This is a genomic window from Schinkia acidoalkalinis (assembly GCF_054301215.1).
The window spans coordinates 1,790,031-1,805,196 of sequence record NZ_CP182573.1; the positions used below are offsets into that span (position 1 = coordinate 1,790,031).

19 protein-coding genes are annotated in these 15,166 nt (G+C 40.6%); all 19 read right to left on the reverse strand.

Annotated elements, in window-relative coordinates:
- Window positions 1–12 precede the first annotated feature (12 nt).
- Window positions 13–279, reverse strand: a complete 267-nt coding sequence (locus tag ACNQFZ_RS09235; protein WP_458415354.1) for a EutN/CcmL family microcompartment protein — start codon at window positions 277–279, stop codon at window positions 13–15.
- 17 nt (window positions 280–296) lie between these two features.
- Window positions 297–1,082: a flavoprotein gene (locus ACNQFZ_RS09240; protein WP_458414977.1), complete on the reverse strand. Its 786-nt coding sequence runs from the start codon at window positions 1,080–1,082 to the stop codon at window positions 297–299.
- 1 nt (window position 1,083) lies between these two features.
- A complete protein-coding gene (gene eutJ / locus ACNQFZ_RS09245; protein WP_458414978.1) occupies window positions 1,084–1,911 on the reverse strand; it encodes an ethanolamine utilization protein EutJ in 828 nt (275 codons plus the stop codon).
- 8 nt (window positions 1,912–1,919) lie between these two features.
- Window positions 1,920–2,561 carry a phosphate propanoyltransferase gene (locus ACNQFZ_RS09250; protein WP_458414979.1) on the reverse strand — a complete coding sequence of 214 codons (642 nt, stop codon included), beginning with the start codon at window positions 2,559–2,561 and terminating at the stop codon, window positions 1,920–1,922.
- Between the two features lie 24 nt (window positions 2,562–2,585).
- Window positions 2,586–2,867, reverse strand: coding sequence for a BMC domain-containing protein (locus ACNQFZ_RS09255; RefSeq protein WP_458414980.1), 282 nt, complete (start codon window positions 2,865–2,867; stop codon window positions 2,586–2,588).
- Complete coding sequence (locus ACNQFZ_RS09260; protein WP_458415355.1) at window positions 2,864–3,388, reverse strand: BMC domain-containing protein; 525 nt, start codon at window positions 3,386–3,388, stop codon at window positions 2,864–2,866. Before ACNQFZ_RS09260 ends, ACNQFZ_RS09255 begins: the two co-directional genes overlap by 4 nt.
- A 10-nt stretch (window positions 3,389–3,398) precedes the next feature.
- Entirely contained in the window at window positions 3,399–3,881 is a 483-nt protein-coding gene (locus tag ACNQFZ_RS09265) for a glycerol dehydratase reactivase beta/small subunit family protein (RefSeq protein ID WP_458414981.1), read from the reverse strand.
- The gene (locus ACNQFZ_RS09270; protein ID WP_458414982.1) at window positions 3,878–5,704 is read right to left on the reverse strand and encodes a diol dehydratase reactivase subunit alpha; all 1,827 of its coding nucleotides are present in this window, start codon (window positions 5,702–5,704) and stop codon (window positions 3,878–3,880) included. The genes ACNQFZ_RS09265 and ACNQFZ_RS09270 overlap by 4 nt, the downstream gene beginning before the upstream one ends.
- Window positions 5,705–5,742: 38 nt before the next feature.
- A complete protein-coding gene (locus tag ACNQFZ_RS09275) occupies window positions 5,743–6,270 on the reverse strand; it encodes a diol dehydratase small subunit (protein ID WP_458414983.1) in 528 nt (175 codons plus the stop codon).
- A gap of 15 nt (window positions 6,271–6,285) precedes the next feature.
- Window positions 6,286–6,957 carry a propanediol/glycerol family dehydratase medium subunit gene (locus tag ACNQFZ_RS09280; protein ID WP_458414984.1) on the reverse strand — a complete coding sequence of 224 codons (672 nt, stop codon included), beginning with the start codon at window positions 6,955–6,957 and terminating at the stop codon, window positions 6,286–6,288.
- Window positions 6,958–6,979: 22 nt separating this feature from the next.
- Window positions 6,980–8,644, reverse strand: coding sequence for a propanediol/glycerol family dehydratase large subunit (locus ACNQFZ_RS09285; protein WP_458414985.1), 1,665 nt, complete (start codon window positions 8,642–8,644; stop codon window positions 6,980–6,982).
- Between the two features lie 17 nt (window positions 8,645–8,661).
- Window positions 8,662–9,441: a propanediol utilization microcompartment protein PduB gene (gene pduB, locus ACNQFZ_RS09290; protein ID WP_458414986.1), complete on the reverse strand. Its 780-nt coding sequence runs from the start codon at window positions 9,439–9,441 to the stop codon at window positions 8,662–8,664.
- Window positions 9,442–9,460: 19 nt separating this feature from the next.
- A complete protein-coding gene (locus ACNQFZ_RS09295) occupies window positions 9,461–9,745 on the reverse strand; it encodes a BMC domain-containing protein (RefSeq protein ID WP_458414987.1) in 285 nt (94 codons plus the stop codon).
- Between the two features lie 236 nt (window positions 9,746–9,981).
- Window positions 9,982–11,064, reverse strand: coding sequence for a response regulator (locus ACNQFZ_RS09300; RefSeq protein ID WP_458414988.1), 1,083 nt, complete (start codon window positions 11,062–11,064; stop codon window positions 9,982–9,984).
- 19 nt (window positions 11,065–11,083) lie between these two features.
- Entirely contained in the window at window positions 11,084–12,295 is a 1,212-nt protein-coding gene (locus ACNQFZ_RS09305; protein ID WP_458414989.1) for a PocR ligand-binding domain-containing protein, read from the reverse strand.
- 215 nt (window positions 12,296–12,510) lie between these two features.
- A complete protein-coding gene (gene tsaD, locus ACNQFZ_RS09310; RefSeq protein ID WP_458414990.1) occupies window positions 12,511–13,524 on the reverse strand; it encodes a tRNA (adenosine(37)-N6)-threonylcarbamoyltransferase complex transferase subunit TsaD in 1,014 nt (337 codons plus the stop codon).
- Window positions 13,525–13,974, reverse strand: coding sequence for a ribosomal protein S18-alanine N-acetyltransferase (rimI, locus tag ACNQFZ_RS09315; protein WP_458414991.1), 450 nt, complete (start codon window positions 13,972–13,974; stop codon window positions 13,525–13,527).
- 37 nt (window positions 13,975–14,011) lie between these two features.
- Complete coding sequence (gene tsaB, locus ACNQFZ_RS09320) at window positions 14,012–14,707, reverse strand: tRNA (adenosine(37)-N6)-threonylcarbamoyltransferase complex dimerization subunit type 1 TsaB (protein WP_458414992.1); 696 nt, start codon at window positions 14,705–14,707, stop codon at window positions 14,012–14,014.
- Window positions 14,688–15,164: a tRNA (adenosine(37)-N6)-threonylcarbamoyltransferase complex ATPase subunit type 1 TsaE gene (gene tsaE, locus ACNQFZ_RS09325; protein WP_458414993.1), complete on the reverse strand. Its 477-nt coding sequence runs from the start codon at window positions 15,162–15,164 to the stop codon at window positions 14,688–14,690. Before tsaE ends, tsaB begins: the two co-directional genes overlap by 20 nt.
- Window positions 15,165–15,166 lie beyond the last annotated feature (2 nt).

Sequence of the window (15,166 nt, forward strand, 5' to 3'; positions counted from 1 at the left end):
GGTCACCTCCCCTTACCTAACCTCCATTGAATCAATAATGCCAACAATGGCAGCATCTATACAGGAGGTTGAGCTCTCAAATACATACATTGCCGGTTCTCCTTTTGTAACGAGAACATATTCCCCTTTACCGGCTCCCACAGAGTCTACAGCAACTTCAATTGTTCCGAGACTCTCATCCTTAGGATTCATTTGCTGTACAATAAGAAGCTTTTTTCCTGTCAATTCATCGCTCTTTCGCGTAGCGACAACACTTCCAACTACAATTCCAACGTACATCTTCATCACCAGCCCTTTTATTCCTGAATAATCTTTACTCCAAATTCCTTAACCGCCTCAAGAGCAAGAGGACTTAAAATGGTTGTATGTGAAATTTTTACAACAGCTCCCTTTTGTTTTGCATCGATCATGTCATTTCTTGTAAGAACCTTTTTCTTATATTCAAAGATTGGTTTACTAGATTCTGGTGCTTGGTTTTTTTGATTGGAGAAAGTCAAGACATTCATCTCAACAGCTTGATATAAATCTTTTGCGTCTACTAGTTTGATGCCATAGCTTTCCAAGGCCCTAAGGTGTTCAGCCATTCGATCCAAATACGCCTTTGGAGCTTTGTTTAATCCCAATTCGGAACGAAGCGGATTTCCTATGTCACAAGAATCCTTTGCAGCGATGAATGGGATGCCTTGCATAATAATATTGGAAGCAAGATTGGTAGCCATCGTATCCGCTATGCCTAAAGCTATCTTTGCTGCAGTATTTAAAGTTAATGTTGGTACAATAAAAGCACCGATACCTTGGTAAAAGGGGTGTAACTCCTTAATATCTTTTTCAACATACACTTTCCCGGTTCCGATATTTTCTTTTATTAATTGTGGTGTAAGCGTATACACAGCACTATTCGATAATAAAATGTTTAAATCCCAACCATCATCTTTCAGTCTCTTTATTTGCTGTAATGACTCCGGAAAGCCGATGGCTCCTCCCGTAAAAAGAACCGTTGCCTTTTTCATTTTGCTCTGCAATCGCTTAAGCACTTCCTCCACAATGCTGTTCAGCCATTCTTCAGCATTCAAACCATTCACCTCATTTCAAACTGTTTAATGCAATGCCTAATGGAGTTATGAGGAGAGGGTGTGCAGGCTTTATCGTTTCAATGCCAATTTCTTTATAAAAAACTTCTTCGAATTCATCAAAACAGCTGGCTCCCCCTACTACATAGATTTTTTCTATGTCAAAGCCTTGAGTATGTTTTTTTACAATCGAAGCCATTTTTTCAACAACAGGTCTAACAATGGGAAAAATTTCACCCTGTCTAGCTGAATCCTTTTTGATAGCATCTCCCTCAACAAAAGAAACTTTATAATGACCAGCTACAACTAAGCTCATGTGAGTTCCCCCGGTTGGTTCATCAGCTGTATAAATGACCTCACCCTTTTTTAAAATGCTGATGCCGGTTGTACCTCCGCCAACGTCAACTACGGCACCATCCGTGACCCCTAATACCGTTGCTGCAGCCGTAGGCTCATCTATTACATTTGTAACTTCCATATCTGCTGCTTCTACTACGTTGGAAATTGCCTTCATGTTGCCTCCTATTGTCCCAGGTGGGACAGCTGTTGCAGCATGAGTAAGTGTTGTCCCTAGCATTCTCTCGAGTCTGTTCTTGAGTTCTTTAACAATAGTAACGGCTCCAACATAATCGACAACAAGGCCATCTTTTACAACCGATGCCGGATAAGATACACCAGCGACCGGGCTGCCCGCCTCATCTATAACAGATAAAACGATATTGGCCGTGCCAAGATCAACACCAACCTTTAATCTTCCTTTATGCTCTTTTGCTTGCTGCTCATAAATTAATTTTGCAAAACTATTAATATAGTTATTAACCTTTTCCAAGTCTATAGACATTGTTCATCTTAGCCTTTCCGTATGATCCCAAATTCCCCATTTCCAATTCCAGCTGCATTTGCTTCATCTGTATCTACATGCATTTCCAATTTGTACTTGTCTGAAACACGGATTAAAACATTGCTAAAAATGGTTTTTCGTTCCCGTCCGACCTCAACTTCCACCATGTCCTTGTCTTTAAGCTGGAATCTCTCAGCAAATTCCGGTGGGACATGGATATGACGCAACGCACCAATGACGCCTTCTTTTAATTCCAAATCCCCTCTTGGTCCCCTTAATAAAATACTAGGTGTGCCTGCTATTTTTCCGGACTCCCTAATGGGAGCACGAACGCCAAGTTTATAGCTATCTGTCAGGGATACCTCTACTTGGGTATTTTTTCGAACGGGTCCCAAGATCCTAACATTTTTTATTTCACCTTTGGGACCTACAAGAGTCACGGTTTCTTCAGCTGCAAATTGCCCAGGTTGCATTAACTCTTTCATTTTTGTTAACTGATAGCCTTTTCCAAAAAGGACTTCTAAGTCTTGTTGACTTAAATGAATATGGTGATTGGAAATTCCAATTGGTATATAAGGTTGTTCTTCAAACGCTAAGAGCCTGTTGACAACTTCCTTAATAATCTTTTCTTGTGTTGCTTGGTCGTACATCGTACATACCCCCCTATTTTCTGACTATTTTGCGGAAGGTTTCGGGAGTATTCTCTCAACATCTGCATGTGGTCTAGCAATTACGTGAACAGATACAACCTTCCCGACTCTTTCCGCCGCAGCAGCGCCAGCATCCACAGCCGCTTTCACTGCACCTACATCCCCTCTTACCATTACAGTGACAAGGCCTGAACCGATTTGTTGGTAGCCAATTAAGGTCACATTGGCAGCTTTAGCCATGGCATCGGCACCCTCAATTGCTCCAATTAATCCTTTTGTTTCAATCATTCCTAGTGCATCATTCATTTGACATTCCTCCTAAGTTCTTTATAGTGAATACATGAAGACTTTATATCCCCTTTTCTTCGCGGACATGTAGGGTCATTACAAATATTGCATACTTCTATAAAGCCTGTTCGCTCTTTATCTGCTTCATCGGCATCACTATGATGCTCTTCAATAATTTGCTCATCAGGTGCTGCCTGTTCCAACGAAATGGGATGGTCAACTGTGGTTGTCTTTTGAATCTGAAGGGGATTACCAGGACCAACTGTATCATTTGAATAAACAATCTTATCAACCCCACTGCCTACTCTCGGGATAATATGTTTACTAAAAACCTTTCCAACCCTTGAAGCAGCTATTGTGCCTGCTTCAACGGCAGCCTTCACAGCACCTACATCGCCTTCGAATTTAACTGTTACCATTCCTCCACCTTTTGTTAGTTCATATCCGACTAGGGTAACGTTCGCGGATTTCACCGCTGTATCTGCAGCCTCAATTGCCGCAGCCAAGCCGACCGTTTCAATCATTCCTAATGCCTGCATCACTAACAGTTCACCCCCTTACCTTCATTTCTTCCAACAGTTTCATAACAATCGTAACAATGGTAGCGATATCTTCCTCTGTTATCGACCCTTCCTCTATTTCAACACGGTCATTCATCGTTTCTTTGATTTCTTCAAATGTCTTAAAAGGAATTCCCTTTACCAATCTTGCAGCGTTGGCCCCTAAAACCCTTTGCTTCAAGGTTTCATTTAAATTAATAGTAAACAGAGGATGACTTTTGGGTAACTTCGTATAGTGAAGGACAATTTGGCTATCATCACCAACACCAATACCAACACCTAAGGTTGAGTCTAATGCAGCTTGATAACTCAACTCCAATGCCGACTTTTCTTGCTTACGTTCTACAAATGAAGGGACCCCTTCTTCTTCGGCACCATTAAGTAATGATTGAAAAAGGACGATTGGATTATTCAGCCGTTCACTATAATAAACATGGATTGCCTGCACTTCATTGCCAGTGTTTATTTTCACCGAAGCCCTCCTCCTTCACGGAGAGCCAAAATTAATCCTGTTGCTACCGCATTGCGTGGGCCCTCTGTTCCTCTTATATTCCCTCTTCCGGCAACAATGCTATATTGCGACAATGCATTGGTTACTAACTGCGGAATCTCAAAGTCCAACGCTGAACCACCTACTAATACAACAAAGTCTATGTCCCGTATATTTCCAGTTGGTGATACGATAGTCAACGCTCGAAGCGCATTTGTAACAAAAACCTTTTCCTTTGCTCCTCGTCTAACAATCCTTATTTTTTCGACTGAGTGCTGACCTGGTATGGGGATCATCATTCCTTCTTTCAAGATGACAACCCTTGCAAACACATGAGGTTCTAACGGCTTTTCAAAGAACTGGACTGTTCCGTCTTCATGGCGTATATGAAATAAGCTTTCAACCTTTGCCAATGGATATTTTTTAATATCTTCCGCTAGGGCGATGTCTTCAAGACCTAATTCGGAATTGATCAGCATTGTGACCATGTCTCCTGCGCCAGCCAAATGGACTGATGTCGATTGACCTGATTTAGTAATAATTGATGCATCTGTGGATCCTGCCCCCATATCAACGATTGCAATCGGCACCTTTGTTCCCGGTGTAGAAAGGGCACCGCGAATCGCCATATCAGCTTCAACGCCACCAACCTCTACCTTGACATCAATTTGCGTGTATAGCTCATCTGCAATCATTTGCATCTGTAATTTATCTGCTTTGACCATTGCCGCGATTCCCACTGCATTTTCCATCGAAAATTCTTCAGCTAAACCACCTTTAACCTTTTGTGGTATAAAAGTATTAACAGCCAATAAATCCTGAATTTTAATATCATTCGGATGCTGCTTTGTTAACTCCGACATCACCTGTCGAACCCGTTCAAGCATTCCACCAGCATTTGTTCCAGCTTCACCTTTAATATCATCAATTGGTGCAGCATTTGTTAATGCTTCCATCATTTTTTCGGCACCTTCGTCCACATCGACGGTTACACTTCTTTTGCCAATAACGTGGATCTTACCAGCTGGGATGCTTCTGGCCTGTACATCTCCTTTAGGAGTCTTTATCACAACAGCAGAACGATTTCCAATGAGTGCCCTGGCAATCGGGACAATCATTTTTGTTTCGTCGCTGGACAATTCAAAAACAGTGGCTATTCCATATGGATTACTAAGAACCTCTACTACTCCACCCGGTGGTGCCACTTCGACAGCCGCTTTCATACCAATCGGTATTTTCTCGAGTAGATGTACCTCGTCAACAATTGGAATTTTCACATTTACCCTATTATTTATAAGGACACCATCATCTTTTTGCACAACAGCGCCATTTACCTTAATTCCTTTATCCAAGGCTTGATTGATCAATGCAGCGGCTATATTAAAATCAATGGTCTTATTAATTAAGATAATATAATTTCCATCTTTTTCCGCATTCTCTAATTGATCAATAGTAATCGTTATTCCAATTCCCAGACCCATGCCTCCCGGTGTAGTGGGATTATGGCCAATCATCGTTGACTCTGTAATGATCGTCTCCGTGATTGTTTCCATCGCCACATCCCCAATGACAGGCGCTGCTTCATTTATACGAATAAGATCTAAATCTTCAATATTTCGATTTATTTTTCCGAGAGCTTGCTTAATAGCAACAAGGACACCATGGATATTTTGCCGGGTACCTTTAATCCCAGTCGTGTTTACAAAGTCGCTGGTCAAAAATGTAACTTGATGATTATCTGCTACATTCGCAATCGCAACTTCTGTCGTGGCATTTCCAATATCCACTCCCGCTACCAATTTCATCGAGTTTGCCTCCTAGAATTCCACTTGAATTGTTAGTGTTAGTCTTTTTTCAATCGATCTCTTTGTTCGTATACTTCAGTTGCTTGACGCACTAGGTTGGCATTCATGCTTGCATTGTATTTACTTTCCAATTCATCTGCTATCGCTAGTAACTCTTCTTTCGTGGAACGGTATGGTCTTAAAGCGTTATAGATTTCGAGAATTCGAGCATCCGGCACAGCGATAAGTTCTGCTGCTCTTCGGAAGTTTTGGGCTAATGGATGTCTTCCCATTGAATCCGCAATTTGTGCTTGCAGCATTAATGTTTCTGGAGCAATCCGCACATCCTCAGAAGTAACAGAACCATCCAAAACTCCTTTTAAAGTGATGTCATCTAATATTTTTTTGGTAGGTGTTTTGATTAGATCCGGTCTCTTTTTACCCAGCGGATAATCTTTTTTAGCCTCTACTGTTGCTGTCTGACAGGCTATTGTTTTAGACGGCGCAATTGTCTTGCTACTTTCTGCACCTGCTGTCATTGATGCCATTACTTCTCTTACAATTTGTTCGATGAGTTGCTGATTCATACTGTTCACCTCCGCTTATTTAAATGTAACCTGTAATTCTACTGGTTTCTTATTTCGATCTACATGCTCTGTTTCCTTAATATGCAAAAGTGCTGCAATGGCCTGGTATTTAGGACGTGCCATTTGATCATTTTTTGTAGGTACTGGATTTGGTGATTCCCCTTTAGCATATTTAGCTGCATTTTTCCCTATGGCCCGGAAAGTTTCACAATCTAATAACGGTGCTTGCGGAAATAGTTCTAAATTAGCTAATGGTTGTAAATCTTTTTGGTGAATAACCGTTGTACCTTTAGATTGAACACCAATACCAATTCCTGATCCACTCAGTTTGGCAGCTTGATGGGCTATAAAGCCGACGTCAGAGGTATGGTATACTCTAATAACACGTGCAGTTAAACCTTCCTCTTCAATTCCAGCGATTACTTCTCTTAAAACCTCATAATGGGGTATTTTGACAATAGTCTTTGTCTGGTGAATTCCAAAAGCAGGAGCAAGGGCAACTACTACTTCGTCTTTTCTTGCACCCACTGTGGCAATGCCGGTTTCTACTAGTTCTAAGCCTTGGACTGCTTTCGTTGCAGATAATGGTTTTGGACTAGCAACGACTTCTGGTTGTTGATTTTCAACTTTTAAGCTTAATAAAACTTCTTCAATGACTTCACGTATTAATTTTTCATTAATAGCCATTTAGTTTAAACCCCTTTCCGAGTTAGTTCACATCCTCTGGTCTGATTGCACGAGGAATGTTCTTGATTTCCTCCCATCTTTCTTCACTCAGACGGTAGCCTGTTCCAGGGCCTTGGTAATCATTTAGATCATTCACAGCACTGACAACGTTCCAGTCCTTGTCGATGATGGCGGATGTATGCAAATAATCGCCGGAAACACGTTGTTTTAACATATTCAAGACATTTTCAGCAACATCCTCGAAACCACCTTTGCTTAATGCCTTGACGACATCAAGACCAGTCACTCCACGTTTCATCATACCGTCTACTGCCCGCAAATCTTCTACTATATTTCGGTCCGGCATATCCTTGCTTCCATGGGCGTAGGTTGCAGCTTCTACTTCTTCATCTGTAATCGTTGGAAGCCCTAACCCTTCGAAAACCGCTTGAATCGCTCTTGCCGCTTTATTTCGAATTGCCACAACTTCCTCTTCAGATACTGGACGTAAGCCGCCATCTACTTTCAAATCTCGCTGTAAAACGTTATAATCATCGAAATCCTCTGCATCAAAGTTAGCCCCTGCAAACATATTGTCATAGTTTGGAACTGAACTATATCCAGAGAAAATGAAGTCCGTACCAGGCAGCATTTGCATAAGCGTCCGCGCTGTTCTCCTAATATCAGAATGAGAGAATGTTTGGTCGTTACCAGAAGCAACCTCCATATCGAGCATCGTTGTAAATAGGTTTTCGGCGAGCACTGCACGAATACCAGATGGAACACCGCCCGGAACACCGATACAGCTGATCGACCCGTTTTGAAGTCCTTGTGAGCCGGCACCTTTCGCTATAAAGACGCAACGTGCTTCCAGATAAAGCATCGATTTTCCTTCGGCATAGCCCATTTGAACTTCTGAACCTGTACCTGATGTGAAGCGCATTTTTAATCCACGGGATGCATAAGCTGATGCTAGGAAAGCCTTTGAATATGGAGTATCATCACCATCTACGAAAACTGGCTCAGTACCATATACTGAAACAGTTTCTGCATAACAGGTTAGTCCTCTCATTCCCATTTCAAGTTCAGTCGCTTCTTCAACAGAACATTGTGTTAAAATTCCACCGCGCCCGGTTTGGGCACCGACTAAAAGTGCCAACGCATTAAATGGGGCATAGCGGACAATCCCAACAGTTGTTTCTTGTTCATCAAAACCACGCACGGCTGCCTCCGCTGCATCCGCAGCAATCTGAACAGGGTTATCTTTAACGTTCGTAACATGGCACTGATTGGAAGGCGTTTTTCTGGCTCTCATTTTTTGCAGTGCCATCATTAACTCAACCACGTTCATACCAGAAACAACTTCGCAAATCTTGGCTGGGGTTATTGCTGTAGTAAGTGGAACAATTTTTTCCCTTGGCACGTTGATATCTACTAACATTCTGGCAAACTGAACAGAATCAATCGCCATTGCTTCTTCAGCCTTTTCAATATTAATGGAATAATCAGCGATGAAACGGTCGATAAAATCAAAATCATCTCTCGCTTTTCCATCCAGCTCAACGACGACTCCATTTTCAATTTTTATACTTGGCTTAGGGTCATTTGGACCATCCATTGCGATTAAGCCCACTTCCGGCCACTCCGCTACGAAACCATCTTGGTTTACCGGCCGTTCTGCTAATACTTGAAAACGTTTGGATTTCATGGAATTACCTCCTTAAGTTAGATGTAAGGAACTGTATCTGTCACAGGTTCGCTTCCAAGAGTACCTAACAATTTGATGCCTACTTCTCGAGCCGCAATAAGGGCTTGGCGAACAGCGCCTGAATCACCGCTAAATGTCAAAATGACTTCGTTTGTGAAACTTGTTCCACTTGCAGGCGAACTATAGCTAATGACATCAACATTTGCTGCTTTTACTGCTGTATCAGCAAGAACGACTCCGATTGCAGCAGGAGCGCCGACAAGCAACCCAAATGATTTACCAAGTTCCGCATTAAAGGCCTTTTCGCATGCATAGCTCGCACGAGCTGTGTACTGGAATTCAAGATGGCCCGCTTCGTTGGCATATACATCCCCAAATGTACGATCTAATTCTTTAAGAGCCACTTCAACGGCCCGGCGGGCATCAGCAACATCTTCCGCTCCAAAGATAATTAAACTTCCGTGGCCTGCTCCACCCTTCGTATCACGAGGCAATTCGATAGCCAAAATTTCAGTATTTGTGGCTTTTACCGCTTCATCTGCTGCCATAATTTGTGGTCCCGCTCCTGTACGGCCTCCAAGAATACCGATAGAACGATATTTCCTATCAAGCTTCATTGCTTCATGAACACTTGCATCTACATTGGCAATAACAAGGCCGATTGTGTCGCCGCGGCCTGTTCCGACAAACTCAGTTAAACCACAGAATCTCTTTTCCTGATGCACTGATTCCATCTTTGGAGCTTCCACCTTTTTCATAACTTCTTCCATAATTTTTTCAATTAATTTTTCTTGCATGTAGTAACACCTCCATTTTTTATTCCTGAACTAATTTGGGTAAAATCCCTTCGACTTCAGCATGTGGCCTTGGAATAACATGAACAGAAACGACTTCACCAACTTTTTGTGCAGCAGCTGCACCTGCATCAGTTGCAGCCTTTACTGCACCGACATCACCTCGTACCATGACGGTAATAAGGCCGGAGCCAATTTTTTGATAGCCTATCAGTGTAACGTTGGCTGCTTTAACCATTGCATCTGCTGCTTCAATCGCACCGATCAAACCTTTTGTTTCTACCATACCTAATGCCTCTTTAATCATGAAAAAAACCTCCTTTTAAAATATCCCCACAAAAATAATCTTAGTGTTTTTTCAGAATTTTTTCGTAATAGGAATTTGCCTTATAAATGCAAGAATTTGACATGTTTTCTAGCCATTGGTGCACCTTTTAATCACAGACCGATAACTTCTTGTCTTTTTTAGGTAAATTTTTGTTCAACGCTAAAAAAGGACAAAAAATTACACCTGATTCATATAAATCAGGTGTAATTTGCATTTTAGATATACCAATTTCCATTAGGTATAAAATTATTTCTTTTTAATATATGTGCAGAGGAATTTTGACAATCCTTTCTATATTCTGTTGGAGTAACACCAACTATTTTTTTAAAGACTTTACTGAAGTAATTTGACTCTTGATAATTGAGCTCCAAGGCTATGTTTAATACTGGCATATCCGTTGACTCAAGTAAGTCTTTTGCTTTTTGAATTTTCCGCTCTGTTACATAATTAACAAAGTTGATTTTTAATTCTTTTTTAAATAGTTTACTTAGATAGAAGGGGCTTAAATGGGCGTATTCTGCGGCTTCTTCCAATGTAACTCCTTTTTGATAATTCTTTTCAATGTAATTAAGTACGGATTGAATCACTTTAATCTCTTTAATAGACTCGGTGTCCTTCATTGTTTTAAAAATATCTTCTAAAATGGATAACATCGTAGTCTCAAACGTTTTGGCATTTATATGTTGGATTTTTCCCTTCCATTCTAACCTTTTTGAAAACAATAACTGTTTTTCACGGCAAATGGCTCCCAACCCCTGTATAATACTATTGGAAGTGGCAATGACAGCATTACTATTTTTTTCACATACGATAGTCAGCTGCTCTGCAAGAATTTTCAAATGCACCTTTGAATTTGTAAAATCCTCCTTGTAAATAAAGCCAATAAACTGCTCAATTATTTGCTCCAAATTTTCATTATGAGAACTAGAACTCACATGAGAGAAATACAAGTTTACAACCTTATAAATATCCTTCTGGAGATATGGCTTCAAAAGGTATCCATCTGCACCCATTTCCAATGCCTTAAAGACAAAATTAGAGGAACCATAATCAGTTAATAAAATAATTTTACTTTTTGGATTTAGACGTTTCATAAATTTTATTAAATCTAGAATATCCATCCCGGGAATTTTTATATCCAGGAAGGTCATGTCTGGGGATTTGGAATCAAAAAGCTCCAATGCTCCTTTACCTGAAACGGCTTCCCCGACAACGCCAACATTCTCTATTTCGTCTAAAATAACTTTCAGAGCATCCCTTACGATTACTTCGTCATCAACCAACATAATGTTGTACACGAGGAGCCCCCCAAATCATTTATTTTGGCACTCTAAATTTTACTGTTGTCCCACCTGCATCATTTTGAGAAATCTCTAGTTTATATTCATTGCCATAATTTGAAGTTAGAATAAAATTCACATGGTACAAACCTATTCCCTTAACCTGGTTTTCACGTTCCGCCCTACTACTTTTATGTATAATGCCAGATATTTGGTTAGCAGGCATCCCTAAACCATCATCAATGACTTCACACACAAAATCGTCGTCAAGTAAATAGCCCTTTACTTGGATTATTCCTTTTCCATCCTTTGGCTCAAAGCCATGAATGTACGCATTATCGATAATAGATTGCAGAACCATTGCTGGAATTTTAATCGATCTAAGTTCCTTTGGAATGTCTATCGAAACTTGGACTCGATCTTCAAACCTTACTTTCTGTAATGCCATATACTTCTCAATATAAAAAAGCTCGTCCTCAATTGTGACAAATGTATTATTATTGGTTAGCAAGTATTTCATCATATCAGAAAACGTTACAATGACCTCTTGAGTTCTGGATGCTTTCTCTAAAATTGCTAAACAAGACATTGTATTGATAACATTAAAAAATAAATTGGGATTCACCAGCAGATTAAAGAAATGCTTTTGTTTATCATAAAATGACTTTTCCATTTCAGTTTGGACTTTCAATTGATTGATAAGCTCTTGGTCTTTTGCTCTTAACTCATCTTGTACGTATTGCATAACATCTTTTTCGACCATATTATTAATAACATAAAACATCATTTGTGCCGCTGCCGTGATTTTTTCGATGGACATTGTAGGAATTTGGTTAAATTTGGTGACGATTTCTTTATCTTCCATCCAATTAGTGGATTCTTTCGTTATGTAATCAAGCCTACTATTATCTTGTTCATTCAATTTCGCCTGACCAACAAGCATCGAACCGATAAATTGCCCTTTTATAATAATTGGGACAGCTAAATCTACTAAACCAGTATGACACCGGTACACAAAAAAAGTCTCTCTCCTCACAGCTTCCAACCCACCGTACGCATCGCATTTCAAACATTTTTCATAAAGCTGTTGGTCTTCTCGAATTTTTCGACAAAACGATGAGAAATTACTATATTCCGTTACCGGATTCCCACGGAAGTCTACTGTTATTGCTGCTAGTCCTGTTGCTTCTGCGAAAGAATCCTGCACTTTTTGTAAAAAGTCAAGGTCGATAATTTCCTGTATATTCATAAATTATATCCTCTCTCTTTTTAAACAGAAACCGCTTACAATCAGTTATAATTAAAACTTCTATTCTACTAATTTCGAAGAAGAAATATAGCTAATCAGCAGAGTTAATTTTATATTAAATCAAATGTCTGAAAATTTAAAGTAGTTTTTGTCCTGTTAACAATTTTATAATAGTAAAAAAAAGAACACGAGAGCCTCCCCTCATGTTCTCCTTTTTACAATTCCAATCCCGGCACCCCGTTCAAATCAAGTCCTGCCCTTTTCCCTTTATCAAATTCAATGCTGCCTGCTGCGGCAATCATCGCCGCATTATCCGTACAGAATTTTATTGGTGGAATGACAAGATCAATCCCTGTATCATTAAATTCCTTTTCAAGGGCAGCCCGCAACCCTTTATTGGCGGCAACGCCTCCTGCTAGTAACACTTGTTTTACTTTGTATTCCAAAGCAGCCTGCTTTGCTTTTGTGACCACAACTTCGATAACGCTTGCTTGGAAGCTTGCAGCAAGATCCTCTGGTTTTATTTCTTCGCCTCGTTGTTGGGCATTATGAAGTGTATTAATCACCGCTGATTTCAAGCCGCTGAAGCTAAAATCATAGGAACCCTTCTCAAGCCATGCCCGCGGCAAATCAATGACAGGCTCGCCTTCATGGGCCAAACGATCGATATGAGGCCCGCCAGGATAAGGGAGATTGAGCTGCCTTGCCACTTTGTCATAAGCTTCTCCAGCGGCATCATCTCTCGTCTCCCCAATTACTTCAAATGAGCCATGCTCCTTCATATACACAAGCTCGGTATGGCCGCCTGATACAACCAGCGCCAACAAAGGAAATGACATTTCCTTCACAAGCCGGTTGGCATAGATATGTCCTGCAATATGATGAACAGGAACGAGCGGAATATTATGAGCAAAAGCCAATGCTTTTGCTGCGTTCACACCTACTAGTAGTGCCCCTACTAATCCGGGTCCTTCGGTGACCGCTATGCCATCGATATCTTCATAGTTTACGCCAGCTTGATTCATGGCCTCTTCAAGCACAATCGTAATTTGCTCTACATGGTGTCTTGAGGCTATTTCCGGTACAACGCCGCCAAACCGTTTGTGGCTTTCAATTTGAGAAGCAACCACATTGGCAAGAAGCTCCCTGCCGTTTTTTATAATCGCCACTGCTGTTTCATCACAGCTCGTCTCAATTGCTAAAATGATTTTGTTATTTTTTTCATTCATTTAAATATTCACCCACATTATTATTGCATCTTCATGGTTATCAACATAATAATTTTTACGAATGGCGCCCGCTTTAAACCCATATTTTTGATATAGTCCCTGGGCAACAACATTTGTTAATCGTACTTCAAGCGTAATTGATTTTACACCTAATGCACGGTTGAATTCGATTACTTGCTTTAAAAGCGCATCGCCCAATTTTCTGCCGCGATACTCTGGCAAAACAGCAATATTCGTGATATGGCACTCATCTAAAATAATCCACATCCCACAGTAGCCAACCACCAAATCGTTTAGCTCCATAACGATATACTTTGCTTGTTCATTTATTGTCATTTCATTTAAAAAAGCCTCTTTGCTCCATGGCAATGTAAAAGAGTTGATTTCAATATTATAGACTTGCTCAATATCTTCTACAGTCATTAAACGGAATTGAACATTTTCTTCCATAGGTGTTGCTCCTCATTATCAAATTCACTTAAACCTTTTATCCTTGTTTTTGTGCCTCAAGCCATTTTGCTTCTGCTTCCGCTAAACGGATATAATTCGGCACAAAACGATGGACCTCCTCTGGCTCTTTATTCAAACCAATCATCGCCAGTTCCGAAGGACGTGGATTAAATAGCGCCGGTGAAGCGATGACAGCTTGATCTTCCAATACATCTTTCAATACTGCCTCATGAAGCGGTACATCATTTCCGACAAATAAAACTTTCTCATGTTGCTGTTTTAGCTCGCTGGCCCAATCTTTCAGCAAAATGATTTGGTCATCTTTAATGGATTGAAACTCACCGTCTTTTAGACCATACAATCCTGTATATACTTGGCCTCTCCTAGCGTCAAACAGCGGTGAAACCACACCATTGAAAAGCTGGCCATTCCGGGCAAGAACTTCCAGGCTGGAAACGCCGACAATAGGAATGTTAAGCGTCCACGCTAGAGTCTTCGCAATCGTAACGCCAATTCTTACACCTGTATAGGACCCAGGCCCATGAGCGACAATAATCCGCTCCAATTGTTTAGGCGCGATTCCTACCTCATTCATCAAATCATGAATTGCCGGCATCACTCTGACAGAGTGGTTTTTATTAAGATTCGTAATATATTCCCCTAATACCTTCGTCCCGTCGCTGACAGCGATCCCCATTACCTGATTAGATGTATCAATTGCTAATGCTTTCATCTTGTGATAACTCCTTACATAAATCTGTATACCAATCCCCAGTTGGGATTAGAACAATTTGCCGTTCCGTATCATTCACGTAGATTATTTTTATTTGTAAAAGTTCAGCTGGTAGTCGGTCCCGAATAAACTGGGCCCATTCTACAACCGTCACACCATCACCGTGAAAATATTCATCAAAGCCAAGATCTTCATCACTTTCCTCCAACCGATAAACATCCATATGGTATAAAGGCAAGGTCCCATCACTATACTCTTTAATGATTGTAAAAGTTGGACTATTCACTGTTCGTTTAATTCCAAGGCCCTGTGCCAGCCCTTTTGTAAATGTTGTTTTTCCCGCTCCAAGGTCGCCCTCTAATGTTAACACAGTACCCGGGATAAGCTTTTGGGCTATCCTATTAGCAAACTCCATCGTCTCTTCCGCCGATTGACTACGAAATTTAAACTCTTTCACAC

Coding starts and splice junctions, on each gene's coding strand:
- ACNQFZ_RS09255 (WP_458414980.1), bottom strand. CDS start 2,867: ATGAATGATGCACTAGGAATGATTGAAACAAAAGGATTAATTGGAGCA.
- pduB (WP_458414986.1), bottom strand. CDS start 9,441: ATGCAAGAAAAATTAATTGAAAAAATTATGGAAGAAGTTATGAAAAAG.
- rimI (WP_458414991.1), bottom strand. CDS start 13,974: ATGGAAGAAAATGTTCAATTCCGTTTAATGACTGTAGAAGATATTGAG.
- ACNQFZ_RS09275 (WP_458414983.1), bottom strand. CDS start 6,270: ATGAATCAGCAACTCATCGAACAAATTGTAAGAGAAGTAATGGCATCA.
- tsaD (WP_458414990.1), bottom strand. CDS start 13,524: ATGAATGAAAAAAATAACAAAATCATTTTAGCAATTGAGACGAGCTGT.
- ACNQFZ_RS09260 (WP_458415355.1), bottom strand. CDS start 3,388: ATGCAGGCATTAGGAATGATTGAAACGGTCGGCTTGGCTGCGGCAATT.
- eutJ (WP_458414978.1), bottom strand. CDS start 1,911: ATGTCTATAGACTTGGAAAAGGTTAATAACTATATTAATAGTTTTGCA.
- ACNQFZ_RS09235 (WP_458415354.1), bottom strand. CDS start 279: ATGTACGTTGGAATTGTAGTTGGAAGTGTTGTCGCTACGCGAAAGAGC.
- ACNQFZ_RS09250 (WP_458414979.1), bottom strand. CDS start 2,561: ATGTACGACCAAGCAACACAAGAAAAGATTATTAAGGAAGTTGTCAAC.
- ACNQFZ_RS09280 (WP_458414984.1), bottom strand. CDS start 6,957: ATGGCTATTAATGAAAAATTAATACGTGAAGTCATTGAAGAAGTTTTA.
- ACNQFZ_RS09285 (WP_458414985.1), bottom strand. CDS start 8,644: ATGAAATCCAAACGTTTTCAAGTATTAGCAGAACGGCCGGTAAACCAA.
- tsaB (WP_458414992.1), bottom strand. CDS start 14,707: ATGAAAGCATTAGCAATTGATACATCTAATCAGGTAATGGGGATCGCT.
- ACNQFZ_RS09305 (WP_458414989.1), bottom strand. CDS start 12,295: ATGAATATACAGGAAATTATCGACCTTGACTTTTTACAAAAAGTGCAG.
- ACNQFZ_RS09295 (WP_458414987.1), bottom strand. CDS start 9,745: ATGATTAAAGAGGCATTAGGTATGGTAGAAACAAAAGGTTTGATCGGT.
- ACNQFZ_RS09270 (WP_458414982.1), bottom strand. CDS start 5,704: ATGAAATTGGTAGCGGGAGTGGATATTGGAAATGCCACGACAGAAGTT.